The organism is Pseudomonas sp. Pseusp21 (genome assembly GCF_059492145.1).
Genome location: NZ_CP168520.1, coordinates 748498 through 774632 on the forward strand (window position 1 = coordinate 748498; position 26135 = coordinate 774632).

A 26135-nucleotide genomic window follows, 5' to 3' on the forward strand; every position below is an offset into this window, starting at 1 on the left:
TCTAGCCGTTCTTCACCGCGACGAAGGCGGCGGTCTCGTAAGGCACCGTCACTATCTCCCTGCCCCGCAGCTGCGGCTCGCCGGCAATCAGTTGAGCAATCTGCTCGTCGATCTTCGCGCGCTGCTGATCGCTCAGCGCGGCAATGAAACTGGTGGAGCGCACCCGGTTGAAGATCACATCTTCCGGCGCGCCGGTATGCCCGTGCTGGAAATGCTGCGCCTGCAACGGCCCGAACGCCGGATGGGGAAAGGCCTTGCGCCATTCGCCGGTGTAGAAACGCGGCGTGTCGCCTTCCAGCGCATTGACGATGGCGTCCAGTTTGGGCACCCAGTCGATCCGGGTGTCGCGCAGGTTCCAGATCAGGCCCAGTTTGCCGCCCGGTTTGAGGACTCGAGCAATTTCATCCAGCGCCTCGGTGCTGGCAAACCAGTGAAAGGCCTGTGCGCAGACCACCGCATCCACCGAGGCGTCGGGCAGCGGCAAATCCGTTGCAGTGCCGCTGACGGCCAGCACCTGCGGCCAGGCCAGCGACAGTTTTTCCAGCATCTGCGCCACCGGTTCCACGGCAATCACCTGAGCGCCGGTCGCCACCAGCCGTCCGGTGAACTTGCCGGTGCCGGCGCCGAGGTCGATAACGGTCTTGTGGGCATCGAGGCCCAGTGTGCCCGTCAGCCATTCGCTGACGGCCGGCGGGTAGTCGGGCCGGCCTTTGACGTAGGTGTCGGCGGCGGTTTTGTAGCCGCTGGCGGCCGAGTGGTGAACCTGATCTTTCATGGCCAAACTCCCATGGTAGAACTGCAGATCGACGACGAACGCTGACCAGCATAGCGCCGGAAAAAGGGCTTTCCTTTAACAAAGCCTGACAAAGCGATGAATAAATGTTCACCCTGCGGTGTTCAAAGTGAAACATGACCCCTTGTGGAGCCTTGCCCATGACTATCCGTTCCGTTATGTTCGCCGCCCCGTTGCTGGTGGCCGCCGTTTTCGCGAGCCCCCTCGCCTTCGCCAATGGCGATGAAGAGGCGCCGGTACAGAAGCCCAACTGCCCCAAAGGCCAGGTGTTCGACACCAAGACGCAGAAGTGCGTGATGCAGACCAGCCATCTGGTGCCCGACGCCGACCGGACCGATTACGCCTACCGTCTGGCCAAGGCCGGCCGTTACGACGAAGCCCTGTCCCTGCTCGATACGCTGGAACAACCGAACACCGCCAAGGCTCTCAACTATCGCGGTTACGCGACGCGCAAACTGGGGCGCACCGACGAAGGCATCGGTTATTACCTGCAATCGGTGAAGCTTGATCCGCAGTACGCGCAGGTCCGCGAATACCTGGGCGAAGCTTACGTCATCAAGGGCCGCGTCGATCTGGCGCAGGAGCAGTTGCAGCACATCCAGAAGATCTGCGGCACGACCTGCGAGGAATACCGGGACCTGGCCGAAGCCATCAACGATTCATCGAAAACCTGACACGACACGCGGAGGCGAACATTTTCAGCGATCAGGCCTTCAGAGCCGAACTCGGGCAACACCTGGCGCGCCTGTGGCGTTACGGCTTGCTGCTGTCGCGCAATCGGCACGTGGCCGAGGATCTGGTGCAAGCCACCTGCGTGCGGGCGCTGGAGCGTTCGGGCCAGTACGTGGCCGGCACGCGCATGGATCGCTGGCTGCTGAGCATCCTGCATTCGATCTGGCTCAACGAAGTGCGCGCCCGCCGGGTGCGCCAGGGCCAAGGCGTGACGGAAGCCGACAGGCAGCTGACCTTCGATGGCGAATACGCCGCGCAGACCCACGTCATGGCCGCGCAGGTGATCCGCCGGGTCGATGCGCTGCCGGAAACTCAGCGTGAAACGGTGTATCTCGCTTACGTTGAAGGCCTGTCCTACCGCGAAGTCGCCGAGATCCTGCAAGTGCCGATCGGCACAGTCATGAGCCGCCTGGCCACCGCGCGCCTGAAACTGGCCGAATACCCGCCGCTGCAAGCGGTACCGAACACCCCCGCAGGAGACCGGCAATGAATACGCCTTCCGACGAGCAACTGGTGGCGTATCTGGACGATGAGCTGGACCGCGAACAGCGCAGTCAACTCGACAGCCTCATTGCCGACGATCCGCTGCTGAGCCTGCGGGTGCAATGGCTGAGCCGCAGCAACCTGCCGTTCAAGGCCGCCTATGACGAACTGGCGCAACAGGCCCCGCTCGACCGTTTGCAGGCCCGGCTCGATGCGGCACCGTCACCGCAGAAACCCGGTTTCAGCCGACGCTGGTTCATCGGCGCGGCGGCAGCGGGCGTGGCACTCGCGGGTGTCGCGGCGGACCGCTTGTTCCTGGCCTGGCAAACGCAGCAATCGCACAACTGGCGCGAGCTGGTGGGCGATTACATGGCGCTGTATGTGCCGCAGACCCTCGAACATCTGCCCACTGATGAAGCCTCGCAACTGGCGCAGTTGCGAACCGTCGATGCGCGGCTGGGTGTAAGCCTGTCGCCGGCGAAACTCAAACTGCCCGGCGCGCAGTTCAAACGTGCGCAATTGCTTGAGTATGACGGTGTGCCGATTGCGCAGATGACCTGGCTCGATGCCAAACATGGCCCGCTGGCGCTGTGCGTCACGCGCACCAACAGCGGCAGCCAGCCGCTGGCCCATGAACGCCGTCACGGGATGAACGTGGTGTACTGGACCGAACGCGAACACGCCTGGATGCTGATCGGCCATCATCCGGCTTCCGAGCTGGAAGACATGGCGAAAATGTTTAAGACCAGGCTGAACGTTTAAAGAATTTTGTCACTATGCTGCTCGGGTGATTTTCCAAGAAGGATGGATTTATGCCGATTTCGCCACGCACAGCCCTGCTGGTCATCGACGTACAGAACGACTTCATTCCCGGCGGCCAACTGGCCGTGCCTGAAGGCGACCTGATCGTCCCGCTGATCAACCGTCTCGCCGAACACTTCAAGCAAGTGGTCATTGCCCAGGACTGGCACCCGGCCGGCCACACTTCGTTTGCCTCCAGCCATCCCGGCCGTCAGCCCTATGATGTGATTCAACTGCCGTATGGCGAGCAGACGCTTTGGCCGGATCACTGCATTCAGGGTTCACACGGTGCCGAGTTTCATTCAGGACTTGATCTGCCCCACGCACAATTGATCATCCGCAAGGGTTGCAACCCGGACATCGACAGCTATTCGGCGTTTCTGGAAGCGGATCGCGTCACGACCACAGGTCTGGCCGGTTATCTGAAGGAGCGCGGCATCGACACCGTGTACATGGTCGGTCTGGCGCTGGATTTCTGCGTGATGTTCTCCGCGCTGGATGCACGGGCGGCGGGGTTCAATGCGTTTGTGGTGCTGGATGCGTGCCGGGCGATTGATTTGAATGGCTCGCTGGCGACGGCGATCGAGCGGATGCAGGTGGCCGGGGTTGGATTGATCCAGTCCACTGAACTGCTTTGACCGACGTGCTGATCGTTCCCACGCTCCGCGTGGGAATGCATACGGTGACGCTCTGCGTCACAAAGGACGCGGAGCGTCCTGGGCGGCATTCCCACGCAGAGCGTGGGAACGATCAGCGCTCTGAGTGGGACCTCAGCGATCATCAAGTCGGAGTAGGCAGCCAAAGTCTGAACCGCGCCCCGCCCAACGGCGAACCCTCCACCGTCAACGTCCCGCCCTGCGCTTCCAGCGCCCGCCGGCTGATCGCCAGCCCCAGACCAAACCCGCCCGTGGCGCGGTCACGGCTGCGATCCAGTCGATAGAACGGCTCGAAAATTCGCTCCCGCTCGTCTTCCGGAATGCCGATCCCGTCATCATCCACCCAGATCTCACAGCCCTTCGGGCAGACCTGCACGCCAATCTGAATGCGTTTTTCGCAATAGCGCATGGCGTTGCGCAGCAGGTTCTGAATCGCCCGGGCTGTCAGGCGTGGATCGAGGGTGAAGCGCTCCAGCTGATTGTGCAGCAGCACATCGATGACGATTTCCGGGGATTCCAGCTCTTCGTCGACGCTGCCCAGAATGCTGTCGATGAACTCGTCCAGCGACACTTCGACCTGCTCCGGCAACTTCGCCGGATTCTGCAAACGGCTGTAGGACAGCAACTCCAGCACCAGCTCATCGAGTTCGCGGATGTGCGCGACCAGCCCTTGCAGGCGTTCGCGGCTGGCCTGCGGCAAGTCATCGGACAGCGCCAGCGCCAGGCCGAAGTCAAGGCGGGTCAGTGGCGTGCGCAGTTCGTGGGACACGGCGTTGAGCAGGTCCCGCTGCTGGTTGAGCAGGTTTTCGATGTCGCCGGCCATGGTGTCGAACACGTTGGCCAGACTGCCGATGTTGGAGCTCGGGCCGATTTGCGTGCGCTCGCTCAAATGGCCCTTGCCGAACCGTTCGGCCGTGCCTTTGAGGCGTTCCAGATCGCGCCAGTGCGGACGAAACCAGAGCAACAGGCACGCCAGCAGACTCGCGCCGATCAGCACGTTGATGCTCCAGTACAACAGGTTCACGTCCATCGGATCCGGCGGCACCACCATCTGCACCGCCATTTCGTCGTTCAGCGGCGTGACCGCCAGCGTGCGCCAACCCCAGTCGCCCACCCGCACCATGTTCTCACCACGCCGCAGCCGCTCTTGCTCGATGGCGGTGAAGCCAGGGTCATTAATACGGGCGAGCACGATGTGCAGCGGCTGGAAATCCTTGTCCATCGACGCCGCGAGTGCCGGCCACTGGTCCTGCGGCACCGCGCGAAACTGCTTGGTGATCAGCGATTGCAGGCCACGGGAGTAGTCGAGGTTGTAGGTGACGAAACGCTGCTTGAACGCCATCACCACCAGATCCGGCACCAGATAAATCGCCGCACTGTAGGAGACGATCGTCACCAGATAGAGGCGAAACAGGATTCTGAACATCGAATCAGCATTCCCACTCGGAACGGCTGAACAGATACCCCTTGCCCCACACGGTCTTGATTTTGCGCGCCTCGCCGGCATGGTCGTCGAACTTGCGCCGCAACTTGGAAATCGCCACGTCCACCGAGCGATCGGTGCCGTTGAACTCGATGCCGCGCAGGCGTTGCAGGATCTGGTCGCGACTCAGCACTTCACCGGCATGACGGGCCAACACCACCAGCAGGTTGTATTCGCCGCTGGACAGTTCCACCGGTTGCTCGCGCCAGGTCACCGTGCGTTCCGACAGGTCGATGCACAGGTTGCCCATCAGGATCCGGTCGTTGGCGGTCATCGGTTCGCCGAGGCTGCTGCGGCGCAGCAAGGTGCGCACCCGCGCCAGCAGGACGCGCGGCTCACAGGGTTTGGTGACGTAATCGTCGGCACCCATTTCCAGGCCCAGCACCTGATCGTGGCTGTCGTCGCGGGCGGTGAGCATCAGGATCGGCAGCGTTGCCGAGTCGGCGCGCAGCAGGCGACAGACCTGCAAGCCGTCGAGGCCCGGCAGCATCAGATCGAGGATTACCAGGTCCGGCGGACTCAGCCGCGCCCGTTCGCGCACATGGTCGCCACGGCCGATCACGCTGACGGAGTAACCGTTGCGTTCGAGGTAACTGGAGATCAGTTCGGCGAGGGCGGTGTCGTCTTCGACCAGAAGAATGTTGGGCATTGAGGTGTCCAGAACAGGCGGTGGCGACTGCTATGTCGCAAAAAATTTCAAGGCCTGAAGGATATACGCCCTCGCCCGTCCCTGAGCAAAACCCTTACACAATTTCACACAGCACCTACAAAGCTTCACCGCTACCCTCGGCGACTGTCCGTAGGATGCGCAGATCAATATTGGGGGTTGTACATGTCGAAAAATCTGCTGGCCGGGCTCGGCCTGATCGCATTGGCGCTGATGCTGAGCGCCTGTGATAAATCCTCGAACGCCGAGGAACAGGCGCCGCCGGCCACCGTGCGGATCGAAACCCTTGAGGCGCGCCCCCTGTCGATCAGCAGCGAACTCAGCGGGCGGATTGCCGCGCCGCGCATTGCCGAAGTCCGCGCCCGGGTCGCCGGCGTGGTACTGCAACGTACCTACCGCGAAGGCAGCGACGTTAAAAAAGGCGACGTGCTGTTCCGCATTGATCCGGCGCCGTTCAAGGCTGACCTGGACAGCGCCGAAGCCGCGCTGCGCAAGGCCGAGGCCAACGCGTTCCAGGCAAAACTGCAGGAGCAGCGCTACGCCCAGTTGATCGATGACAAGGCCATCAGCGCTCAGGACTACGACAACGCCCGCGCCAATGCCCGGCAGACGGCCGCCGACGTTGCCGCCAACAAGGCTGCTGTCGAGCGGGCGAAGCTGAATCTGGGCTACGCCACCGTCACCGCGCCGATTTCCGGGCGCGTCGGTCGTGCTCTGGTGACCGAAGGCGCGCTGGTCGGCCAGAACGAAACCACGCCCATGGCGCTGATCCAGCAACTGAACCCGATCCACGCCGACCTCACCCAGTCGACCCGCGAATTGAATGAACTGCGCCGGGCATTTCGCTCCGGCCAGTTGCAGCAGGTCGGTCAGGATCAGGTCAAGGCCACGCTGATCCAGGACGACGGCAGCCTCTATCCGTTACCCGGCAAGTTGCTGTTCAGCGACATCACGGTCGATCCGGGCACCGGGCAGATCATCCTGCGCAGCGAGTTCCCCAACCCGGATCTCGATCTGTTGCCCGGCAGCTACGTTCGCGTGCGCCTGGAACAAGGCGTGATCCAGCACGGTCTCACCGTGCCGCAACGCGCGGTACAGCGAGACAGCGCCGGTGTGGCGCAAGTCCTGACCGTCGACGATCAGATGCGCGTCGCCCAACAGCCAGTGCAACTGGGCGCGGTGCAGAACGACCGCTGGATCGTTACCGGTGGCCTGAAAGCCGGCGACCGCATTGTCATCGAAGGCCTGCAGCACGCCCGTCCGGGCGAAGTGGTGCAGATCGACGACACCCCTCTTCCACTTGCCCAGACCTCTGGTCAGTAAGCAGGACGCTCTTCTATGCCGCAGTTCTTTATCGACCGCCCGGTGTTCGCCTGGGTCGTCGCGTTGTTCATCCTGTTGGCCGGTGCGCTGGCCATCCCGCAATTGCCGGTGGCGCAATACCCCGACGTCGCGCCGCCGCAGATCGAAATCTATGCCGTGTACCCCGGCGCCTCGGCGCAGACCGTCGACGAAAGCGTGGTCAGCCTGATCGAGGAAGAGCTCAACGGCGCCGATCACCTGCTGTATTTCGAATCGCAAAGCAGCCTGGGCAGCGCCACGATCAAGGCCACTTTCCAGCCGGGCACCAACCCGGAACTGGCGCAGGTCGATGTGCAAAACCGTCTGAAAGTGGTCGAGTCGCGCCTGCCGCAAGCGGTCAATCAACAAGGCTTGCAGGTGGAAAAAGTCTCCGCCGGTTTCCTGCTGCTGATCACCCTCACCTCCAGCGACGGCAAACTCGACGACGTAGCGCTCAGCGATTACCTGGCGCGCAACGTGATGAACGAGATCAAGCGCATCGACGGTGTCGGCAAGGCCCAGTTGTACGGCGCCGAGCGGGCGATGCGGATCTGGGTCGATCCGCAGAAGCTGATCGGTTTCAACCTGACGCCGGCCGACGTCAACGCCGCCATCGTTGCGCAGAACGCTCAGGTTTCGGCCGGCAGCATCGGCGATCTGCCAAACCCGAGCACTCAGGAAATCACCGCAACGATTCTGGTCAAGGGTCAACTGTCGACGCCGGAAGAGTTTGCCGACATCGTGCTCAAGGCCAATCCGGACGGCTCCACGGTACGCATCAAGGATGTGGCGCGGGTCGAGATCGGCAGCCAGGAATACCAGTTCGGCACGCGTCTGAACGGCAAGCCGTCCACCGCTGTCGGCGTGCAACTGTCGCCGGGCGCCAACGCCCTCAGCACCGCGACCTTGATCCGGGCGAAGATGGATGAACTGTCGCGCTACTTCCCGGCGGGCGTGGAATACAAGATTCCTTACGACACGTCGCCATTCGTGAAGGTCTCGATCACCAAAGTGGTCTACACCCTCGGCGAGGCCATGCTGCTGGTATTTGCGGTGATGTTCCTGTTCCTGCAGAACATCCGCTACACCCTGATCCCGACGCTGGTGGTGCCCGTGGCACTGATGGGCACCTTCGCGACCATGCTTGCGCTGGGTTTCTCGATCAACGTGCTGACCATGTTCGGCATGGTGCTGGCCATCGGTATTCTGGTGGACGACGCCATCGTGGTGGTGGAGAACGTCGAACGGATCATGGCCACCGAAGGCCTGTCGCCGAAAGAAGCAACGCGCAAGGCGATGAGCCAGATCACCGGCGCGATCATCGGCATCACGCTGGTGCTGGTGGCGGTGTTCATTCCGATGGCGTTCATGCAAGGTTCGGTGGGCGTCATCTATCGCCAGTTCTCGTTGTCGATGGCCACCTCGATCCTGTTCTCGGCATTCCTCGCCCTGACCTTGACCCCGGCACTGTGCGCCACCTTGCTCAAACCGATTGCCAAGGGCGAACACCACGAAAAAACCGGGTTCTTCGGCTGGTTCAACCGCCGTTTCGAGCAACTGACCGATCGCTATCAGGCCTGGGTTGGCTATGCGCTGAAACGCACCGGTCGTTATCTGCTGATCTATGGTGTGCTGCTGGTGGGTCTGGGCCTGTGCTTCGCGCGCCTGCCCTCCTCGTTCCTGCCGGTCGAGGATCAGGGTTACACCATCACCGACATTCAACTGCCACCCGGTGCGAGCAAGAACCGCACGGTGCAGGTGGTTGAGCAGATCGAAGCGCACAACGCCGGCGAACCGGGCGTGGGCGACAGCACTGTGATTCTCGGTTTCAGCTTCTCCGGCAGCGGGCAGAACGCCGCGCTGGCGTTCACCACGCTCAAGGACTGGTCGCAACGCGGCAGCGACGACTCGGCCAGTTCGATTGCCGACCGTGCCAACATCGCCCTCAGCCAGATCAAGGACGCCGTGGTCTTCGCCGTGCTGCCGCCGCCGGTGGATGGTCTCGGCACTTCCAGCGGTTTCGAGTTCCGCCTGCAGGATCGCGGCGGCCTGGGTTATGCGACTTTGATGGAGGCGCGCACCCAGTTGCTGGAAGCCGCCGAGAAAAGCCCGATCCTGATGAACGTGCGTGAAAGCGCACTGGCCGAAGCGCCACAAGTGCAACTGGAAGTGGACCGTAAACAGGCCAACGCGCTGGGCATTTCCTTCGCCGATGTCGGCAACGTGCTGTCCACCGCCATCGGCTCCTCGTACGTCAATGACTTCCCCAATCAGGGGCGGATGCAACGGGTTGTCGTGCAGGCTGAAGGCGATCGCCGTAGTCAGGTCGATGACCTGCTGAAGATGCACGTGCGCAACGACGCCGGGAAAATGGTGCCGCTGTCGGCGTTCGTCCGAGCCACATGGACCCAGGGCCCGGCACAACTGACCCGCTACAACGGCTACCCGGCAATCTCGATTTCCGGTGAGCCGAAACCTGGTCACAGCACCGGCGAAGCCATGGCGGAAATCGAACGTCTGGTGGCCCAGGGGCCGAAAGGTCTGGGTCAGGAATGGACTGGTCTGTCGTTGCAGGAGCGTTTGTCCGGCAGTCAGGCACCGATTCTGCTCGGGCTGTCGCTGCTGATCGTGTTCCTGTGTCTGGCGGCGTTGTACGAGAGCTGGTCGATTCCGACTTCCGTGCTACTCGTCGTACCGCTCGGTGTTCTCGGCGCGGTCCTGGCGGTGACCTTGCGCGGAATGCCCAACGACGTCTTCTTCAAGGTCGGCCTGATCACCATCATCGGCCTGTCGGCGAAGAACGCGATCCTGATCATCGAGTTTGCCAAGAGCCTGTATGACGAAGGTCATGACCTGATTGACGCCACGCTGCAAGCCGCGCGTCTGCGCTTGCGGCCGATTGTCATGACCTCGCTGGCGTTCATTCTGGGCGTGGTACCGCTGGCGATTGCCACGGGCGCAAGTTCGGCAAGTCAGCAGGCGATTGGCACCGGGGTGATTGGCGGGATGATTACCGCAACATTGGCGGTGATTTTCGTGCCGGTGTTTTTCGTGGTCGTGATCAAGCTTGTGCGCCGGTTCACCAAGCCTGATTGATAGAGCGCTCCCGGCGCGGTGGCCAGAGGTCGCCGCGCTGGGCTAAGGTGTCTGAACCGCCCTGGCCCATCGAGTCCCCATGCGCTTCCTCGCCCGCACCCACCCTCGCCTTTCCGCCGCTGCGCTATTCGGTCTTGCCGTCGGCCTGCTGATCCCTGCCGACTCGGTCATCAGCAAAATCCTTATCGGCTGGAACGCCGGCGTCTGGACCTATCTGCTCCTGATGTTCTGGCTGACAGCTCGCGCGAAAGCACCGGACGTCAGACGCATCGCCGAAGTCGAGGATGAAAATGCCGGGCTGGTGTTGTTCGTTGTGTGCATCGCGGCTCTGGCCAGCCTCGCCACCATCACCTTCGAACTGGCCGGCAGCAAGGACCTGGAAACCACTCGCAAACTCCTGCACTACGGATTCACCGCGCTGACGGTGATCGGTTCATGGTTGCTGATCGGGGTTATCTTCAGCGTCCACTACGCCCGGCTGTTTTACACCTGGGACGGCAAGGAGCCGGCGCTGCGCTTTGCCGAAGGCCTGACCACGCCCAACTATTGGGACTTTCTGTACTTCTCGTTCACCATCAGCGTTGCTGTGCAGACGGCGGATGTTGGCGTGGCCACGCGAGAGATACGCAAGATCGTGTTGGCGCAGTCGTTGATCGGGTTTGTATTCAATACGGCGATTCTGGGGTTTTCGATCAATATTGCGGCGGGGTTGTTTGGTTGACAAATTTTCCACGCTCAATCCACATGTGTATCTGGTGCAACTGCGCCTGGCCACGGCAAGGCGGACTCGACATGGGCCGGGGCACTGACCAGCGAACGCTCTTGTATAAAATCGGGGCACTTACCTTTTCTCTAAACCATTCAAAGAACGGAAAACAAGCACACTTTAACTTATCTGTAAACTGTCAACTCTGACAGTTTACAGCGGCGATATGATGAGTTCTGATAACTTATCCATAAACAGGACCCCGATCAGGTCTTTGGATACCTCACCCAGGCATAGAGGATTTTATTATGAGAACAAGTACTCAACTAAAACCCGTCGCACCGTATTTTATCGGCAACATTGACAAGACACCCTTTGAAGCAAACCAAAGGGAGGTAAAGGACGCTAACCTTCCACCTCCATTTGATAATCACCTTATTTTTTCGGCCACTCAGCGCGAAGCCGATTTAAGCTATAGAGAAATCCGGATAATTTTACCGAAAACGCTTGAATACAAGACTTATTCGTTGACTGACTCTGAAACCCCGATTCGCTTTGAATATATCAATGATACTAACGCCGACATCAATGTTTACATAGGGATTGAAGGCACTATCACGCTTTTCGAATCCAGTGAGACCAATGCCGTGGCTGCTCAATTCGAGGTCAAAGTCGAGGATGACAACCACGATACACAATTAGAGACTGATGGTGAATTTGACATGTTGCTTCCATGACTTTTTACATGAAAAAAAACATCCCGACATTAGTCGGGATTTTTTTCGTCAACCAAAAGCGGTGATTAAAAGTTGTAGCTTACGCCTACACTGTAGTTCCAGTTCTGTTCAATGGTATTACCTTTACTTCCTCCCGCCTCGCCATAGACCTGCCAGTTTTTCTGGGCGGGCACCCAGTTCACCCCCACTGTATATTCAAGGCTGGTACTGGAAGGGTCACTGTTAAAGTCATCATTATTGACCTTTACATCGTTACTTTTTACAAATTCGTGCCCCATCGCCAAGCGTACCCTTGGTTGCAGCTTGCTGGCGTTGTCCAGAGTGATCTCACGGCCGATGGTCATCCCCACTTTACCCAACAGCGAGTGCGCCGCACCGGCATCAACTTCCAGACCATTGTCCAACCGGTATTGCTTTGCCTGGACCGCGCCAAGGCCTACCTGAGCAAAGGGTTCAATAAAGTCACCGTTATCAAACCGAATGAGCTTGCCCACTTCCACTGTTGCACTTAAACCCAGATTTTTATAGTTGCCTTTGCTGCGAGTGCCGTCACTCATTGTGACGTTGGCCTGGTTATCAAACTGGTTGACCTTGCCCACCACGTCCACATACATGCCGCTCGCTACATCAAGCAACGTGCCATAGACACCCGCATTGAGGCTGTCGACTGTCGCCGTGGAACCATTTTTGAGGTCTATATCAGTGCGCCCCGACCCTACAAACGCCCCGACAAGCCATTGCTGACCGCCCAGTTGCGCTTGAGTATCGGCACCCAGCGAGAAGCCACGCTGGTTCTGGGTGAAACCTCCACCATAAGCGTTGGAAACGTTGTACTGGCTGCCATAAGTGCGCATCCACACACTATTGCTCAACTTTTTCATCGAGGTATCGCTTCTTGCCAAAGGCGATGTATCTCCACTACTACTGCTCAGACGACGATCGCCCAGACGGCTATTGAGCGAGGTCATCTCTCCATACAGGATGCTTCGTGTACTGCCGGCAATCGCCAATACCGTATTCGTCGAGGTACTGACAGTCTGATTGGGTTTAAGGAACAGCCCTTCACCCTCCCTCAACAATCCATAAGTGCGTGAGCCTGCATCGACCAGCCCATTACCATTCAACGCGAAGCTCGCATCGCCACCTGCAACGTTGCCGATTTTCACCAAATCGGGAGTCGTCGGATTGGTGCCACTCGCTGTCACCTGAAGTTTATGCTCACCGCTGGCACCTTTTGTAACATTCAGGAAATCGGTACGCTCGGTATTCAGGTCGGCGTGCATGACGAAGGTGCCCTTGCCCGACACATTCTCCACATCCAGTTGGTGGAAAGAGCCTGTATCCCCCAGGCGAACAATACCGTCTTCCAGCTCCAGACTTTGCACCGAGCTGTTGCCCGTGGTAACCCATTGGCCGGCATTTCTGATTTGGATATTCGCTGAATTTTCAATTTGGCCAGTCAGCGTTGCGCCATTATCCAGCGCGACCGTGCCAGCGGTATCGGTGACAACATCGCCTGTCATGCTGCCACCATGATTCAGTGACAGACTGATGACGTTGTTCACGTTCCCATTGAGTGCAGCACCATTATCGATCGTGACCGCAGCGCCACTACCGGCTTGGGCAAGTACATCTCCGGTCATGGTGCTTCGAGTATCGAGCGTGACCTGAGCGACATTTTGCAGATTACCGGCCAGTGATGCGCCATTTTGAAAACGGGTCCGAGCGGCGCTGCCGGAGTCGACCACTACATCCCCCACGAGCGCACTGTTATCAACGGTGAGCCCGACGGTTGCCCCGTTTTTTACTTCAAGCACATTGCCGTTGCCCGCCACCAATGTGGAATCATTGAGCACATGAATATCGGCCTTTGCACCTTGCAAATTCAACAAGTCGGTAGAGATCGCGGGGCCCGTTCGACCTTCAATCCGCGAATCATCAAGCACTACCGTTGACGTTTCCCCGCGACTGGGTTCGCTCCCAATGTGCAGACCGACGTCGCCACCGCTGATGAAGCTATTTTTCGCCGAGAGTGAGCCATTCAGGAGTCTGACGCCGTCCGACGTCGTGCCAGTTGCGCTGATGGTGCTTTCAATCAACTCGAGTACGCCAAGACCGTTGACCTGCGCCCCCACACTCGAAGCCGTCACGGTGCTGTCAACCAACTTTACGCTGGAGCCGGATTGATCCTGAATATTGCGTGTCAACATCAACCCCACAGCGTTACTCGTTATAGTGCTGTTCGTGATCTCCGCGCTGCTGCTGGCAAGGTTGATCGCTGCGCCAGTACCCGATGTGTTTGCAACCGTCCCCCCAATCATGTTCATGACCGACAATCGCTCAAGAGCAATCTGTTTGTTACTTCCCCCATTGACTTCCAGCTTCGCTCCAACCGCCCCAATATTATCTGTATCCGCACCGTTGGAAATCAGCTCGGAGCCTGGGTTCAGTGTCCAGGATTCAATCGGGTCGGTGCTATCAATCGTCTCACTTTGTCCAGGATTTAATACACCGGCGTGAGAAACCGAGACAGATAGCATCAGCAGCGCAAAGGAAGGAATTGCCCGGCTATTGCCAAAAATATCGAATTTGAAAGGTGGCGTGGTACGCATGCGAGTAGCCCTTAGTAATATCCTGTGCCAAAGCAGAAGTAGTTCGAATCCGGCGCCGGATAACAAATATGGAAAGCGCGCCGAAGACTACAGATGTAACCGCTACGTCTCTGTAGGACTAATCCTAAAGTGTCGACAGATAAGTCTTCAGAACACTCATCTCTGGTGGTTTTCGTCGCAAGAGCTCGTATGTAAAATCACACCCAATCAACATGAACCTCGTTCGCCATGTTGATTGGGTGTCCAGCCACTAATTAACCGTCACTGCCCGCCCCCAAGTCTTCACAGTATTCGAGACTACTATTACGTACTCTGACCGGATGCATTTCCTTGGGTGACTCAAACGTTGTTTCACCCAGTTTTATCTCGTACCAAATTTGCGCGTAATAAAAGGTGACCGGATTCGTTGCTGGCGTCTCCAGTTGAATCGTCTTGAACAGCTCGTAGTCCATATCGAAGACGAGATCGCCCCCTCCTGCCGGCATATTTTTTGTTTCCTTGAACGTTGCGCCGGTGATCGGCGTTACCGGAACTTTCTCTTTCCAACCCTCCATCCTCATAGTGACAGGCCTGTTTGGTGGTAGATCGCGATGACCGCCCGGCGCCGACACTTTAAGTGGAGGTACGATAGTATTTCCTTCGTCTACAGTTCGAGGCACCATCGTTTTGCAGGTAATATACCGCTCACCACCCAGCTCAATGAATGGACCTTTATGCGGATCCAAGTCGATTTCAAATGTTTCGACCAGCACGTCAGTTCTGGGCAACTGCCGCATAATATTGGGATTGCCAGGGTATTCAATGGTGTAGTGAGCCTTGATGTTTCCTGGCTCGACAGGTGAAATCTCCGAGTAATCAACATCTATAAAGACAGCGGTATCAGTATTTTTCATTGTTATCGATCCTACTGGCTTGTCGTCCCAGTAGAACGTGATTAACGCATCCCTCAGTAGATCCGGCAGACCTGTCCACCTGGTAGCGGTGAAGCGTACAGGATGATTAATATCCTCCGTGGTCAGATGGTTCTTGTTGCCAGCACCCTCGCGCCCATTAACTACGACCGGAAGCAGATTATCGTTGTCCAGTTCGGGTAACGTATCAGGAGGTATTCCCGGGAACACAAAGTAGACGAATATCGACGTTGGCGGCTCATCTATTGGAGTGTTCGCTCCACGTTTCAACGAGTAAGAAATTTCTACAGTCTTCTCATCTGTAGCGCCTTTCGTCACTTCGTCCAGAATATCGTAGGTAAGTTCCATTTTGAACGGACCGGGGCTCGCGCCTAACTCTTCGCTCCCCAGCACTACCTCTTTGTCGCCCTTGACTTTTACGGTGATAAGGTCTTTCGGATCGCCGTTTTCCGGATAATCGATCTCGGCAAAGATTTTTGTGCCGACAGGCAAAAAAGTACCGAGACTGATCGCTTCCGTATGGCTAGGGCCCGCCGCTGGTACCCTGAGTTGCTTGAGCAGTGGGGGCGGCAAAAATGCGATCGGCAGCAAGGGGATGCCTGAGATAACAGAGTCCAGCGATTTGTTCCTCGGTGCGTCATGCCACATATAGCGATGGTATAAGCTTCCGTTTGGAAGTTTCCTCAGCTCATCGAGACTGATCGTGAACTCTCCTAGCAAAGGATTCGACGAGGGTGTGACCACATCTCGGTAAATGACGGGCATGGTTGTGGTCGTGCCCGATCTGTTAGCGACACAAAAGGTAACTTCGTCATTGTCCACACGGTTGGCGTAGTCTATTGCAACGTTAACCACCAGTCCCCTAGGATTTTTGTCGGCCCACTCTTCGTCAATCCTCTCCCCTCCAGCCACATCCAGATTGGCAAATGTCGCGAAAGGCGGTGCGCTTCTGCTGAAGGGTTTTTTTACATAATAGGGAGCATTCTTGTCGACAAAGAACGCAACCGGGGTCGAGCTATCTTCAATGCCAAGCCCATCGATGATATGGAAGCGGGCGTAATACGGCGTTGGCCCAGGAATGTCCGGGTCATCCGGAATCAGGCTATTGAGTACCGGGATATCCACCGGAAAGAAGCCTGTAAAATCCTCTGGTATATCTATCTTTCCAAGTTCTTTTTCAGGTTGCCCAACCCTATTCCCTTTTACCATTGCTATACCGCCACCAAACAGTCCATCTTTGAGTTCCATTAACCTCATTCGGATAGCGGGTTTATTCAACTCTTCCAACAGGATTCTGCCATCGCCTTCAATCTGACCGACGATTATCGGCGGGTCAGCATATGGCCCAGTTCGCGTTGATTTACGAGGCCCGCCATTCTCCGCATTTTCTTTAGCAGTCATTTTAATATTCTCCTCTGTGCATTAAGCCAAATGGCCTGATCTGCTCCATCAGTCTGACAGCTACACAACAACTTCCTGATGAAAAGCAACGTTAAAAGCAGATTGAATCAACAATCATAAACTCGCCCCTTAAGTTATTACCCTTTGTTATTCGAAACACACACCTGCGCCAAAACCTTGCGCCTGCGCGGCCACCCTGAAAATCACTTGGCGAGAGCCGTCATGAATAACAGTACGTACTACCAGAAAGAATCCTATCTATCTTTGCCACGGCAAGAAGAGATTTTCCAATCACCCTGCCGGCCCTGGTAATGGTATAGATCGCAACAAGCGAGTCTTCATCAATTAATGGCTTTATGCAGGGAGCAAAAGAAACAGATTGAGAAAATCCGTTTTCAATCTCTTGATCATTCAAAAACCTAGTCAGCGTTTCTGCCGACTCCGGAACGATGTGTTCTCCATTTTCCCCGGGGGATCCGTTAAGTGTTCGATAACCCTGTAATTTGAGGGAAAATTGATCACCGGGACGAGCCCATGGCTGCTTCGGAATATCTATAACGATGCCTGATGTCAATGCAGGATCGGTTTCACAATTGTAGTACCCGTACTTCGTCAGATTGGTAAAAATGGCTTCCGCAAGTATCTTTTCAGGCTCTTGAGTGTGATCGATGATCAGTGGTTTGCGGGGTGATGGATCCGGCATACCGAAGGCAGTTATGATGTAATAAAGCAGTGCAGTACCGTTAACTGCCATCCGTGATGGAGGGATTGTTACTTCGATCTCCGGCGGAACGATCCCCGTCGGGAATCGCCGCTCAAACAGGAGTTCCTCATTTCCGTCCTGAAGCCAAAACACTTCAAGATGATCATCAAATGACGTTTCTTCCCAGCGTTGAATTCGGGCTGTGGTGCCGCTAATCAGAAGCGGCAAGGGAATAAATCCATCAGGTTCTGTAACACCATCCACGGTGATCTCAGCCGCCAATGGTGCTTCCGTTTGGGACGCAAGTTTTTCTTCACTCGATTGAGTACTCAAAGACATCTGGAATTCCTCCACACGTTTGAAGTTCTTCGTCCCTCGTTAACGATTAGGCAACGGCGGTCTCTCATTGGCTACTGTCAGATCTAACAGGTTTAGATACCGTTCGTCGGATTATGGTGGCTGTTCAGGCAATTATCGGTTTCCGCCGACTTGACGTAGCGCTTACATTTGACGCTTCATGAAACCGGTTTCAGCACTACATTGCTAACGCTTTAATTCCAATAACAAGGTCGCCATGACGTGAACGATTTCTCCGCCGCCCAGCGCAGCCGCGTCACCATGCTCGATGTCGCCGAATACGCAGGCGTGTCCAAGGCCAGCGTCTCGCGCTTCATTGGTGACGACCGCGCCCTGCTCTCGGATGCCATCGCCCAGCGCATCGAGCAGGCAATTGCCGAACTCGGCTATCGCCCCAATCAAATGGCCCGCGGCCTGAAACGCGGCCGCACGCGCCTGATCGGCATGCTGGTGGCCGATATCCGCAACCCCTATTCGATTGCCGTGATGCACGGCGTGGAAACCGCGTGCCGTCGGCACGGCTACAGCCTGGTGGTGTGCAACACCGACCGCGACGACGAGCAGGAACGCCAGCACCTGGCGCTGTTGCGCTCGTACAACATCGAAGGGCTGATCGTGAACACCCTGGGCCATCATCGGGATGAGCTGGATGAGTTGAAGCGGGAAATGCCGCTGGTGCTGGTGGATCGCAAGGTCGACGGGCTCGACAGCGACATGGTTGGGTTGAACAACCCGCAAGCCGTCGAAATGGCGCTCGAACATCTGCAGCAGCGCGGCTATCGCGATGTGCTGCTGGTGACCGAAGCCTATGACGGTACCAGTTCGCGGATCGAGCGGGTCAGCAGTTTTCAGCAGCAGATTGGCCAGCGCAAAGACATGCGAGGCGCGGTACTGGAAACTGATTCGAGCCTTGTGAACGATCTTCAATCCTTTTTGAACACACCTGATAACGGCCCGAAAGCCCTGTTCTGCGCCAATGGCGTGGCGGCGCTGGCTTGCACCCTGGCGCTGCGCGAGATTGGCTGCCGGTTGTTCGAGGATGTCGGGCTGATCGCCCTGGATGATCTGGACTGGTATCCGTTGGTGGGCAGTGGGATTACTGCTCTTGCTCAACCGACGGAGGAGATTGGTGCGCGGGCGTTTGAGTGTTTGCTCAAGCGTTTGCGTGGGGATGATGAAGCGGCGCGTACGCTGGATTTTGCACCGATGCTGATCGAGCGCGGCTCAACGCTCAGCAAGGCGGAATAAGGCCCTGTGGGGCCACCAAAAAATTTTTGAACAAAAATGAAACCGGTTTCAGAGGTAGATAACAATGAATAAACCTGCCGTTTCCATCAGCCTGTCCAGCTACGGCGCCGACCTCGTTCGCCGTCGTGGCCAGGCTTCGTTCCTCGAAGTGCTGGCCGCTGCCGGCGCCAATCGCATCGAATGGCGTGAAGAGCTGCTGACCAACGAAGTCCCGGAACAACTCTCCACCGCCACGCAAGCTCAAGGCCTGCAAAGCATCTATTCCTCGCCGACCGAACTGTGGCTGGCCGGTCAGTCGCGGCCTAATCCCGAACTCATCACCGCGCTGCAGAACGCCGAAGCGTTTGGCTCGAAGTGGCTGAAGGTGTCGCTGGGTTTTTTCACCGACAACAACGATTTGCAGACGCTCGCGCAAATCCTTGCGCAAAGCCCTGTTCAACTGCTGGTAGAGAATGACCAGACCCTGCACGGTGGCCGCATCGAACCGTTCCAGCGCTTCTTCGCCGCCGTCGAGCAACACAACTTGCCAATCAAGATGACCTTCGACATCGGCAACTGGCAGTGGCAGGACCAGTCCGCCACCAGTGCCGCTCGACTGCTGGGCCGCCACGTCGGTTACGTGCATTGCAAAGCCGTGGCCCGCCGCGCCGACGGCAAACTGGTAGCGGTTCCACCTGCCGCCAGCGACCTGCATCTGTGGGAACAACTGCTGCGGCACATGGCCCAAGGCGTTATGCGCGCCGCCGAATACCCGTTGCAGGGCGATGACCTGGTGCAACTCACCACCGAACACGTCGCCGCCCTCGCCCACCTCGGCCAATCCCGTCTGGAGCCTGCTCATGTCTGAGATCGATATTCTGTCGTTCGGCGAAACCATGGCGATGTTTGTCGCCGAACAGAGCGGCGATCTGGCCTCGGTCGAGCAGTTTCACAAACGGATTGCCGGGGCCGACAGCAATGTCGCCATCGGTTTGTCACGGCTGGGTTTCAATGTGGCTTGGCTGAGCCGGGTCGGTGCCGATTCGCTGGGACGATTTGTCGTCGAAACCCTGGCTCGCGAAGGGCTGGATTGCAGCCATGTCGAAGTGGACAACGCGCACCCGACCGGTTTCCAGCTCAAGTCACGCAACGATGACGGCAGCGATCCGACGGTCGAGTATTTCCGTCGTGGCTCAGCGGCCAGTCATCTGTCATCGCAGTCGATCAACCCGACGTTATTAAGCGCCCGACACCTGCACGCCACTGGCATTCCGCCGGCGCTGTCCGCATCGGCCCGGGAAATGTCCCGTGAACTGATGACCCGCATGCGCAACGCCGGGCGCAGCGTGTCGTTCGACCCGAACCTGCGCCCGAGCCTGTGGGCCAGCGAACGGGAGATGATCACCGAGATCAACCGCCTCGCTGCCCTCGCCCACTGGGTGTTGCCGGGGTTGAGTGAAGGTCGCTTGCTGACCGGTTTTGAAGATCCGGCGGATATCGCGGCGTTTTATCTCGATCAGGGTGCCGAAGCCGTGGCGATCAAGCTCGGGCCGCAGGGTGCGTATTACCGCACGCATCTGGATCAGGGGTTTGTCGCCGGGGTGCCGGTCCAGACCGTGGTCGATACGGTCGGCGCCGGGGATGGTTTTGCGGTCGGGATGATCAGTGCCCTGCTGGAGCACCAGAGTTTTCCCGAGGCCGTCAGACGCGCCAACTGGATTGGCAGTCGCGCGGTGCAGAGCCGTGGCGATATGGAGGGTTTGCCGACCCGATCCGAACTTCTAGCTCATCGTTCCCACGCTCCTGCGTGGGAATGCAGCCCGTGACGCTCTGCGTCACATGGGACGCGGAGCGTCCCCGGAGGCATTCCCACGCAGAGCGTGGGAACGAGCAACATCCAATCAATTGAACCTGCTGCGACAAAAACAACAAGCTCAGGAGCAAGACCATGAAAACCGTAACCCTCGCCACCCGCCGCTGGTGGTACATCATGCCGATCGTGTTCATCACCTACAGCCTGGCGTACCTGGACCGCGCCAATTACGGATTCGCTGCTGCGTCCGGAATGGCTGAGGACCTGATGATCACCCCAGGCCTGTCTTCGATGCTCGGCGCGCTGTTCTTCCTCGGTTACTTTTTCTTCCAGGTGCCCGGCGCGATCTACGCGCAAAAGCACAGCGTGAAGAAGCTGATTTTCGTCAGCCTGATCCTCTGGGGCGGGCTCGCCACGCTGACCGGCGTGGTCTCCAACGCCTATTGGCTGATCGTCATTCGTTTCATGCTTGGCGTGGTCGAAGCGGCGGTGATGCCGGCGATGCTGGTCTATCTCTGTCACTGGTTCACCCGTGCCGAACGCTCGCGGGCCAACACCTTCCTGATCCTAGGCAACCCGGTGACGATGCTGTGGATGTCGGTGGTGTCGGGCTATCTGGTGCAGCATTTCAGCTGGCGCTGGATGTTCATCATCGAAGGTCTGCCGGCAGTCCTTTGGGCCTTTATCTGGTGGAAGCTGGCCGATGATCGTCCGGCCCAGGCCAAGTGGCTCAACGACCAGGAAAAGCACGATCTGGAAAGCGCGCTGGCGGCCGAACAGGTAGGGATCAAAGCGGTGAAGAACTACGCCGAAGCCTTCCGTTCGCCGAAGGTGATCATTCTGGCGCTGCAGTTTTTCTGCTGGAGCATCGGCGTCTACGGCTTCGTGCTGTGGCTGCCGTCGATCCTCAAGGCCGGCGCGCAGATGGACATGATCGAGGCCGGCTGGCTGTCGGCGTTGCCGTATCTGGCGGCGGTAATCGGCATGCTGCTGGTGTCGTGGGGCTCGGACAAACTGCAAAAGCGCAAACGCTTCGTCTGGCCGCCGCTGCTGATTGCTTCGGTGGCGTTCTACGGCTCCTACGCCTTGGGCGCTGAGCATTTCTGGTGGTCGTACACGTTGCTGGTGATCGCCGGCGCCTGCATGTACGCGCCTTACGGGCCGTTCTTCGCCATCGTCCCCGAGATTCTGCCGGCCAACGTCGCCGGCGGCGCCATGGCGCTGATCAACAGCATGGGCGCCCTCGGTTCGTTCGGCGGATCGTATCTGGTCGGTTACCTGAACAGTTCCACCGGCTCGCCCGGTGCTTCGTACCTGTTGATGAGCGGCGCACTGATGCTCTCGGTGGTGCTGACCATTTTTCTCAAGCCCGGCGCGAGCGACCGGGTGACGGCCAAGCGTGTCGCACCGCGTCCGCTGCCGACCCATTCCTGAATTGAAAGAGAGATGACTGCGATGAAAAAGCAGGTTGTGTTGTACAAGAAACTGTCGCCGGCGCTGATGGCACGCCTTGAGGAACAGGTCGATGTGACGCTGATCGACAGCCTCGACGCCGATGGCCTGATGAAACTGCGCGACGCCCTGCCCGGTGCCCACGGTTTGCTCGGCGCGAGCCTGAAGCTGGACGCGGCACTGCTCGATCTGGCACCGCAGCTGGAAGCGATTTCCAGCGTCTCGGTGGGCGTCGACAACTACGACATCGACTACCTGACCCGGCGCAAAATCCTGCTGACCAACACCCCGGACGTGCTCACCGAAACCACCGCCGACACCGGTTTCGCCCTGATCCTGGCCACCGCCCGGCGCGTGGTCGAACTGGCGAACATGGTGCGCGGCGGTCACTGGCACCGCAGCATCGGCCCGGCGCATTTCGGCACCGATGTGCACGGCAAGACCCTGGGCATCATCGGTATGGGGCGGATTGGCGAGGCGTTGGCGCAGCGTGGACATTTCGGGTTCGGGATGCCGGTGATCTATCACAGCCAGTCGCGCAAACCGGCGGTCGAGGCGCGCTTCGATGCGCAGTACCGCAGTCTTGAGGATCTGTTGCGGCAGGCGGATTTCATCTGCCTGACCCTGCCGCTGACGGCGCAGACTGAAGGTTTGATTGGCGCCGAACAGTTTGCGTTGATGCGCCCGGCCAGCATCTTCATCAACATTTCCCGGGGCAAGGTGGTGGATGAGGCCGCGCTGATCGACACCTTGCGCCATAACCGGATTCGCGCGGCGGGGCTGGATGTGTTCGAGCGTGAGCCGCTGAATCATGACTCGCCGTTGTTGCAGTTGAACAATTTGGTGGCGACACCGCACATGGGCTCGGCAACCCACGAAACGCGCGAGGCGATGGCGCGGTGTGCAGTGGAGAATCTGTTGGCGGCGTTGGCTGGGGAAAAACCCGCCAACCTGGTGAATCCTCTCCACTGATGATCGTTCCCACGCTCTGCGTGGGAATGCCTCAAGGGACGCTCCGCGTTCCAGCTCTGGAAGGGACGCGGAGCGTCCCGGGCTGCATTCCCACGCGGAGCGTGGGAACGATCAGGAGGAAACCCTCAGGCACTGCGCACTTGCAGAAGCTGCGCAGCACAAAGTGCAATCCGCGAACACGCATCCGCCAGTTTCACTCTATCCACCACCAATCCGATACGGATATGCCCCGCCGCACTGGGCCCGAACGCTTCCCCTGCCAGCACCGAAACCCCATACCCCTCCAGCAGCCGCTCGGCAAAGTCCTGCGCGCCGAGCCCGGTCTGGCGCACGTCGACCATCACAAACATCCCGCCATCCGGCTTGATCGGATACAACCCCGGACAGCCGCGCAACCGCTCGCACACCAGATCCCGACGCAAGCGGTATTCCTCGCGCATCTGCGTCACTTCCGGCAGATCTTTCTCCAGCGCGATCTGCGCCGCTTTCTGCACAAAGTCCGGCAGACCGAACAACATGCTCAGCGACAGATTCACCAGATGCTCGGCCAACGGCTTCGGCCCGATCATCCAGCCAATGCGCCACCCCGTCATGGCATGGGATTTCGACAGGCTGTTGATGGTCGCCGTGCGCTCGGCCATGCCCGGCAGGCTCGCCGGGCTGACGTGCTCGCCTTCGTATAACAATTCGCTGTAGACCTCATCGCTGATCAGCCACAGGTCATGACGGATACACAGCGCCGCCAGCGCCTGCCAGATCAACAGCGACAGACTGGCGCCGGAAGGATTATTGGGACTGTTGAGCAACATGGCCCGAGTCTTCGAGGTGATTCGCGCCGCAACGTCCACCGGATCGACGCGAAAGCCGTTTTCCGGCCGTACCGGCACCGGCACCACGGTTGCGCCACAGGCACCAAACACGCCTTCATAAGTCACGTACATCGGTTCGGCGACGATGACCTCATCGCCCGGATCCAGCAGACACTGCGCCACCGAATACACCGCGCATTGCGCGCCGGGCAACACGATCACATGCTCGGCATCGACGTCCTGACCGCTGCTGCGCCGATGGCGCTCGGCGATCAGCGTGCGCAGCTCCAGCCGGCCGCGCACGTCGGAATAATGGGTATCACCCGCCAGCAGGCTGTCGATGGCGCCGTGGATGATCGGCAGCGGCGTATCGAAATCCGGATCACCCACCGACAGCAGCAACACATCGACCCCTTTGGCGCGCAGCTCCAGCGCTCGGTCGTGAATCCGCCAGACCGCTGCTCCCTCCCCGGCGATTCGTTGGGTCAAGGCTGAATAGCGCATGTACGTCTCCTGATTGCGCGGTCTCCAGCCTTCACCCTAGGTCAAATCACGAAGCGCGCCACCATCGCGTTCAAATCCACCGCCAGGCGCGACAGTTCGTGGGTCGCGGCGCTGGTCTGGTTGGCCCCGGCGGCCGATTGCGTGGCCAGGTCGCGGATGTTGACCAGGTTGCGATCGACCTCGCGGGACACCTGCGCCTGCTCTTCCGAGGCGCTGGCGATCACCAGGTTGCGCTCGTTGATCTGGTGAATCGATTGGGTGATCTGCTCCAGTGCAACACCGGCGGCGCGGGCCATTTCCAGGGTTGTCTGGGTGCGCTGGTTGCTTTGCTGCATCGACTCGACCGCTTCACCGGTTCCGTTCTGGATGCCGGCGACCATTTTTTCGATTTCCTGGGTCGATTGCGCAGTGCGATGGGCCAGGGCGCGAACCTCGTCCGCTACCACGGCGAAACCGCGACCCGCTTCACCGGCACGGGCCGCTTCGATGGCGGCGTTGAGCGCCAGCAGGTTGGTCTGTTCGGCGATGGCGCGGATCACGTCCAGCACCTTGCCGATATCGCGGCCCTGTTCGGCCAGGCCTTCGATCATCTGTGCGGTGTTCTGCACGTCGTGGGTCATGGTCTGGATCGCATCGACGGTTTTCACCACTTGGTCGCGACCTTCACGGGCAGCGTGGGTCGACTGGTTCGAGGCTTCGGAAGTCGACACCGCGTTGCGTGCGACCTCTTCCACAGCAGCGGTCATTTCGTTGACGGCGGTCGCGGCCTGTTCGATTTCGTCGTTCTGCTGTTGCAGGCCACGGGACGCTTCTTCGGTCACGGCGCTGAGTTCTTCGGCAGCAGCGCCCAGCTGCGTGGCGGAGCCGGCGATTTGTTCGATGGTTTTGCGCAGGTTGGTCTGCATCGCCGCCAGCGCTTCAAGCAGGCGCGCCGGTTCGTCCTTGCCGTCGATTTCGATGGCTTTGGTCAGGTTGCCGCCAGCGATGGTTTGCGCGGCAGCGACGGCGCGGTTCAGCGGCGTGACGATGCTGCGGGTCAGCAGCCAGGCCAGCAATACGGTCAACAACGCGGCAATCACAGACACGGCGATGATGCCGGTAATGGCACTGTTGTAATACTCACCCGCCTGAGTGGAAGCGGTCTTCGCGTCGGCGGCGTTGATCGCGATCAGCTTGTTGAGTTGTTCGCCCATCTTGTCGGTGCCGTCCTTGATCTTCGTGTTGATCAGGGCGCGCATCTCGTCGAGCTTGTCCTGGCGCGACAGCTCCATCATCTGATTCTGCGCTTGCACATAGTTGTCGAGAGTCGTTGAAAACTCCTGATATAACGCGCGTTCCTCCGGGCCGGCCGGTAGTACTGCGTAACTGGCCTGGGCAGCGCGCACCTTGTCCACCAGCACACCGATGCGGGTCTGGGCTTCCTGCAAACCGGCCGGTTCGCGGTTGACCAGAATGCGGAACGAGAGAATCCGCAGGCGCAGCACGTTCTCCGTCACCACCGCGAGTTGGGTGACGCTTGGCAACTGCGTCGAGTCCATCTCCAGGGAAGCCTGACGGATGATCGACATGCGATTGACGGCGAACACGCCGAGCACGATCACCAACAAGGCAATGAAGGCAAAACCGAGGAAGGCACGGGGCGCGATATTCAGATTACGCAGGGACATAGAAGGACTCTCGGATAGTTGAAACTACGAGCGTCCATGCCGTTATCACGGGCCCGTGGGCGGGCTTCGTTCCGGCGGCACTGTTCTGGAAAATCTTGTGTGCGCCTGATTTCTGTATCGGCCAGGCTTGAGGAAGTTTGCGGGGAAAGATGAAATATTTTTCACGGCGCTGCGGGTGTTTCAGCGCTGAAACACCCGTTGTTTCAGATGAT

The 26135-nt window shown here is 58.8% G+C and carries 21 protein-coding genes; 13 read left to right on the forward strand and 8 right to left on the reverse strand.

The genetic code is table 11. The features are described from left to right. Nucleotide 1: 1 nt before the first annotated feature. On the reverse strand, nt 2-775 hold the full coding sequence (locus ACEN93_RS03230) for a class I SAM-dependent methyltransferase (RefSeq protein ID WP_039768672.1): 774 nt from the start codon (nt 773-775) through the stop codon (nt 2-4). A gap of 158 nt (nt 776-933) precedes the next feature. Here ACEN93_RS03230 and ACEN93_RS03235 point away from each other — a divergent pair, with 158 nt between their 5' ends. From ACEN93_RS03235 to pncA, 4 genes are all read left to right on the forward strand, one after another. After that, nucleotides 934-1467, forward strand: a complete 534-nt coding sequence (locus tag ACEN93_RS03235; RefSeq protein ID WP_495611046.1) for a tetratricopeptide repeat protein — start codon at nt 934-936, stop codon at nt 1465-1467. A 62-nt stretch (nt 1468-1529) separates the two neighbouring features. After that, entirely contained in the window at nt 1530-2015 is a 486-nt protein-coding gene (locus tag ACEN93_RS03240; protein WP_103385203.1) for an RNA polymerase sigma factor, read from the forward strand. After that, nucleotides 2012-2770 (forward strand): anti-sigma factor family protein, encoded by a 759-nt coding sequence (locus ACEN93_RS03245; protein WP_495611047.1) that lies wholly within the window; start codon nt 2012-2014, stop codon nt 2768-2770. The genes ACEN93_RS03240 and ACEN93_RS03245 overlap by 4 nt, the downstream gene beginning before the upstream one ends. 50 nt (nt 2771-2820) lie before the next feature. Next, nucleotides 2821-3447 carry a bifunctional nicotinamidase/pyrazinamidase gene (pncA, locus tag ACEN93_RS03250; RefSeq protein WP_039768677.1) on the forward strand — a complete coding sequence of 209 codons (627 nt, stop codon included), beginning with the start codon at nt 2821-2823 and terminating at the stop codon, nt 3445-3447. 142 nt (nt 3448-3589) lie between these two features. Here the strand turns inward: pncA and ACEN93_RS03255 are convergent, their stop codons facing one another. Further along, on the reverse strand, nt 3590-4891 hold the full coding sequence (locus ACEN93_RS03255) for an ATP-binding protein (RefSeq protein WP_495611048.1): 1302 nt from the start codon (nt 4889-4891) through the stop codon (nt 3590-3592). A 4-nt stretch (nt 4892-4895) separates the two neighbouring features. Continuing rightward, entirely contained in the window at nt 4896-5597 is a 702-nt protein-coding gene (locus ACEN93_RS03260; RefSeq protein ID WP_039768681.1) for a response regulator, read from the reverse strand. Nucleotides 5598-5780: 183 nt separating this feature from the next. On the opposite strand from ACEN93_RS03260, the gene ACEN93_RS03265 reads away from it, so the two are divergent. The 4 genes from ACEN93_RS03265 to ACEN93_RS03280 all read left to right on the forward strand — a co-directional run bounded on the left by ACEN93_RS03265 (nt 5781) and on the right by ACEN93_RS03280 (nt 11495). Next, nucleotides 5781-6938: an efflux RND transporter periplasmic adaptor subunit gene (locus ACEN93_RS03265; RefSeq protein WP_039768683.1), complete on the forward strand. Its 1158-nt coding sequence runs from the start codon at nt 5781-5783 to the stop codon at nt 6936-6938. A gap of 15 nt (nt 6939-6953) precedes the next feature. Then, the gene (locus tag ACEN93_RS03270) at nt 6954-10052 is read left to right on the forward strand and encodes a multidrug efflux RND transporter permease subunit (RefSeq protein ID WP_495611049.1); all 3099 of its coding nucleotides are present in this window, start codon (nt 6954-6956) and stop codon (nt 10050-10052) included. 79 nt (nt 10053-10131) lie between these two features. Next, complete coding sequence (locus ACEN93_RS03275) at nt 10132-10773, forward strand: DUF1345 domain-containing protein (protein WP_039768687.1); 642 nt, start codon at nt 10132-10134, stop codon at nt 10771-10773. A 293-nt stretch (nt 10774-11066) separates the two neighbouring features. Then, nucleotides 11067-11495: a hypothetical protein gene (locus ACEN93_RS03280; protein WP_074690491.1), complete on the forward strand. Its 429-nt coding sequence runs from the start codon at nt 11067-11069 to the stop codon at nt 11493-11495. A 65-nt stretch (nt 11496-11560) separates the two neighbouring features. Here ACEN93_RS03280 and ACEN93_RS03285 read toward each other — a convergent pair whose 3' ends face one another. From ACEN93_RS03285 to ACEN93_RS03295, 3 genes are all read right to left on the reverse strand, one after another. Then, nucleotides 11561-14107 (reverse strand): autotransporter outer membrane beta-barrel domain-containing protein, encoded by a 2547-nt coding sequence (locus ACEN93_RS03285; protein ID WP_074690490.1) that lies wholly within the window; start codon nt 14105-14107, stop codon nt 11561-11563. Nucleotides 14108-14361: 254 nt separating this feature from the next. Next, nucleotides 14362-16419, reverse strand: coding sequence for a hypothetical protein (locus tag ACEN93_RS03290; protein WP_495611050.1), 2058 nt, complete (start codon nt 16417-16419; stop codon nt 14362-14364). Nucleotides 16420-16639: 220 nt separating this feature from the next. Next, nucleotides 16640-17461 (reverse strand): hypothetical protein, encoded by an 822-nt coding sequence (locus ACEN93_RS03295; RefSeq protein ID WP_103385198.1) that lies wholly within the window; start codon nt 17459-17461, stop codon nt 16640-16642. A 240-nt stretch (nt 17462-17701) separates the two neighbouring features. Between ACEN93_RS03295 and ACEN93_RS03300 the strand changes: the two genes are divergently transcribed. From ACEN93_RS03300 to ACEN93_RS03320, 5 genes are all read left to right on the forward strand, one after another. Beyond that, complete coding sequence (locus ACEN93_RS03300) at nt 17702-18727, forward strand: LacI family DNA-binding transcriptional regulator (RefSeq protein WP_495611051.1); 1026 nt, start codon at nt 17702-17704, stop codon at nt 18725-18727. Between the two features lie 64 nt (nt 18728-18791). Then, nucleotides 18792-19574, forward strand: a complete 783-nt coding sequence (locus ACEN93_RS03305; RefSeq protein ID WP_074690487.1) for a sugar phosphate isomerase/epimerase family protein — start codon at nt 18792-18794, stop codon at nt 19572-19574. Further along, complete coding sequence (locus tag ACEN93_RS03310) at nt 19567-20532, forward strand: sugar kinase (RefSeq protein WP_103385197.1); 966 nt, start codon at nt 19567-19569, stop codon at nt 20530-20532. The genes ACEN93_RS03305 and ACEN93_RS03310 overlap by 8 nt, the downstream gene beginning before the upstream one ends. Nucleotides 20533-20654: 122 nt before the next feature. Then, complete coding sequence (locus ACEN93_RS03315; protein WP_085666980.1) at nt 20655-21953, forward strand: MFS transporter; 1299 nt, start codon at nt 20655-20657, stop codon at nt 21951-21953. Nucleotides 21954-21974: 21 nt separating this feature from the next. Then, a complete protein-coding gene (locus ACEN93_RS03320; RefSeq protein ID WP_490841258.1) occupies nt 21975-22943 on the forward strand; it encodes a 2-hydroxyacid dehydrogenase in 969 nt (322 codons plus the stop codon). Nucleotides 22944-23068: 125 nt separating this feature from the next. On the opposite strand, the gene ACEN93_RS03325 is transcribed toward ACEN93_RS03320, so the two are convergent. Together ACEN93_RS03325 and ACEN93_RS03330 are read right to left on the reverse strand one after the other, a co-directional pair. Then, nucleotides 23069-24256, reverse strand: a complete 1188-nt coding sequence (locus ACEN93_RS03325; protein ID WP_495611052.1) for a pyridoxal phosphate-dependent aminotransferase — start codon at nt 24254-24256, stop codon at nt 23069-23071. Nucleotides 24257-24297: 41 nt separating this feature from the next. Next, the gene (locus ACEN93_RS03330) at nt 24298-25923 is read right to left on the reverse strand and encodes a methyl-accepting chemotaxis protein (RefSeq protein WP_495611053.1); all 1626 of its coding nucleotides are present in this window, start codon (nt 25921-25923) and stop codon (nt 24298-24300) included. Nucleotides 25924-26135: the final 212 nt, after the last annotated feature.

What these genes read in the sequence shown, in the direction of transcription:
- ACEN93_RS03265 (WP_039768683.1), top strand. Translation starts at nt 5,781, where the DNA reads ATGTCGAAAAATCTGCTGGCCGGGCTCGGCCTGATCGCATTGGCGCTG.
- ACEN93_RS03315 (WP_085666980.1), top strand. Translation starts at nt 20,655, where the DNA reads ATGAAAACCGTAACCCTCGCCACCCGCCGCTGGTGGTACATCATGCCG.
- ACEN93_RS03285 (WP_074690490.1), bottom strand. Translation starts at nt 14,107, where the DNA reads ATGCGTACCACGCCACCTTTCAAATTCGATATTTTTGGCAATAGCCGG.
- ACEN93_RS03310 (WP_103385197.1), top strand. Translation starts at nt 19,567, where the DNA reads ATGTCTGAGATCGATATTCTGTCGTTCGGCGAAACCATGGCGATGTTT.
- ACEN93_RS03230 (WP_039768672.1), bottom strand. Translation starts at nt 775, where the DNA reads ATGAAAGATCAGGTTCACCACTCGGCCGCCAGCGGCTACAAAACCGCC.
- ACEN93_RS03255 (WP_495611048.1), bottom strand. Translation starts at nt 4,891, where the DNA reads ATGTTCAGAATCCTGTTTCGCCTCTATCTGGTGACGATCGTCTCCTAC.
- ACEN93_RS03275 (WP_039768687.1), top strand. Translation starts at nt 10,132, where the DNA reads ATGCGCTTCCTCGCCCGCACCCACCCTCGCCTTTCCGCCGCTGCGCTA.
- pncA (WP_039768677.1), top strand. Translation starts at nt 2,821, where the DNA reads ATGCCGATTTCGCCACGCACAGCCCTGCTGGTCATCGACGTACAGAAC.
- ACEN93_RS03235 (WP_495611046.1), top strand. Translation starts at nt 934, where the DNA reads ATGACTATCCGTTCCGTTATGTTCGCCGCCCCGTTGCTGGTGGCCGCC.
- ACEN93_RS03280 (WP_074690491.1), top strand. Translation starts at nt 11,067, where the DNA reads ATGAGAACAAGTACTCAACTAAAACCCGTCGCACCGTATTTTATCGGC.
- ACEN93_RS03295 (WP_103385198.1), bottom strand. Translation starts at nt 17,461, where the DNA reads ATGTCTTTGAGTACTCAATCGAGTGAAGAAAAACTTGCGTCCCAAACG.
- ACEN93_RS03325 (WP_495611052.1), bottom strand. Translation starts at nt 24,256, where the DNA reads ATGCGCTATTCAGCCTTGACCCAACGAATCGCCGGGGAGGGAGCAGCG.
- ACEN93_RS03305 (WP_074690487.1), top strand. Translation starts at nt 18,792, where the DNA reads ATGAATAAACCTGCCGTTTCCATCAGCCTGTCCAGCTACGGCGCCGAC.
- ACEN93_RS03290 (WP_495611050.1), bottom strand. Translation starts at nt 16,419, where the DNA reads ATGACTGCTAAAGAAAATGCGGAGAATGGCGGGCCTCGTAAATCAACG.
- ACEN93_RS03330 (WP_495611053.1), bottom strand. Translation starts at nt 25,923, where the DNA reads ATGTCCCTGCGTAATCTGAATATCGCGCCCCGTGCCTTCCTCGGTTTT.
- ACEN93_RS03320 (WP_490841258.1), top strand. Translation starts at nt 21,975, where the DNA reads ATGAAAAAGCAGGTTGTGTTGTACAAGAAACTGTCGCCGGCGCTGATG.
- ACEN93_RS03270 (WP_495611049.1), top strand. Translation starts at nt 6,954, where the DNA reads ATGCCGCAGTTCTTTATCGACCGCCCGGTGTTCGCCTGGGTCGTCGCG.
- ACEN93_RS03260 (WP_039768681.1), bottom strand. Translation starts at nt 5,597, where the DNA reads ATGCCCAACATTCTTCTGGTCGAAGACGACACCGCCCTCGCCGAACTG.
- ACEN93_RS03245 (WP_495611047.1), top strand. Translation starts at nt 2,012, where the DNA reads ATGAATACGCCTTCCGACGAGCAACTGGTGGCGTATCTGGACGATGAG.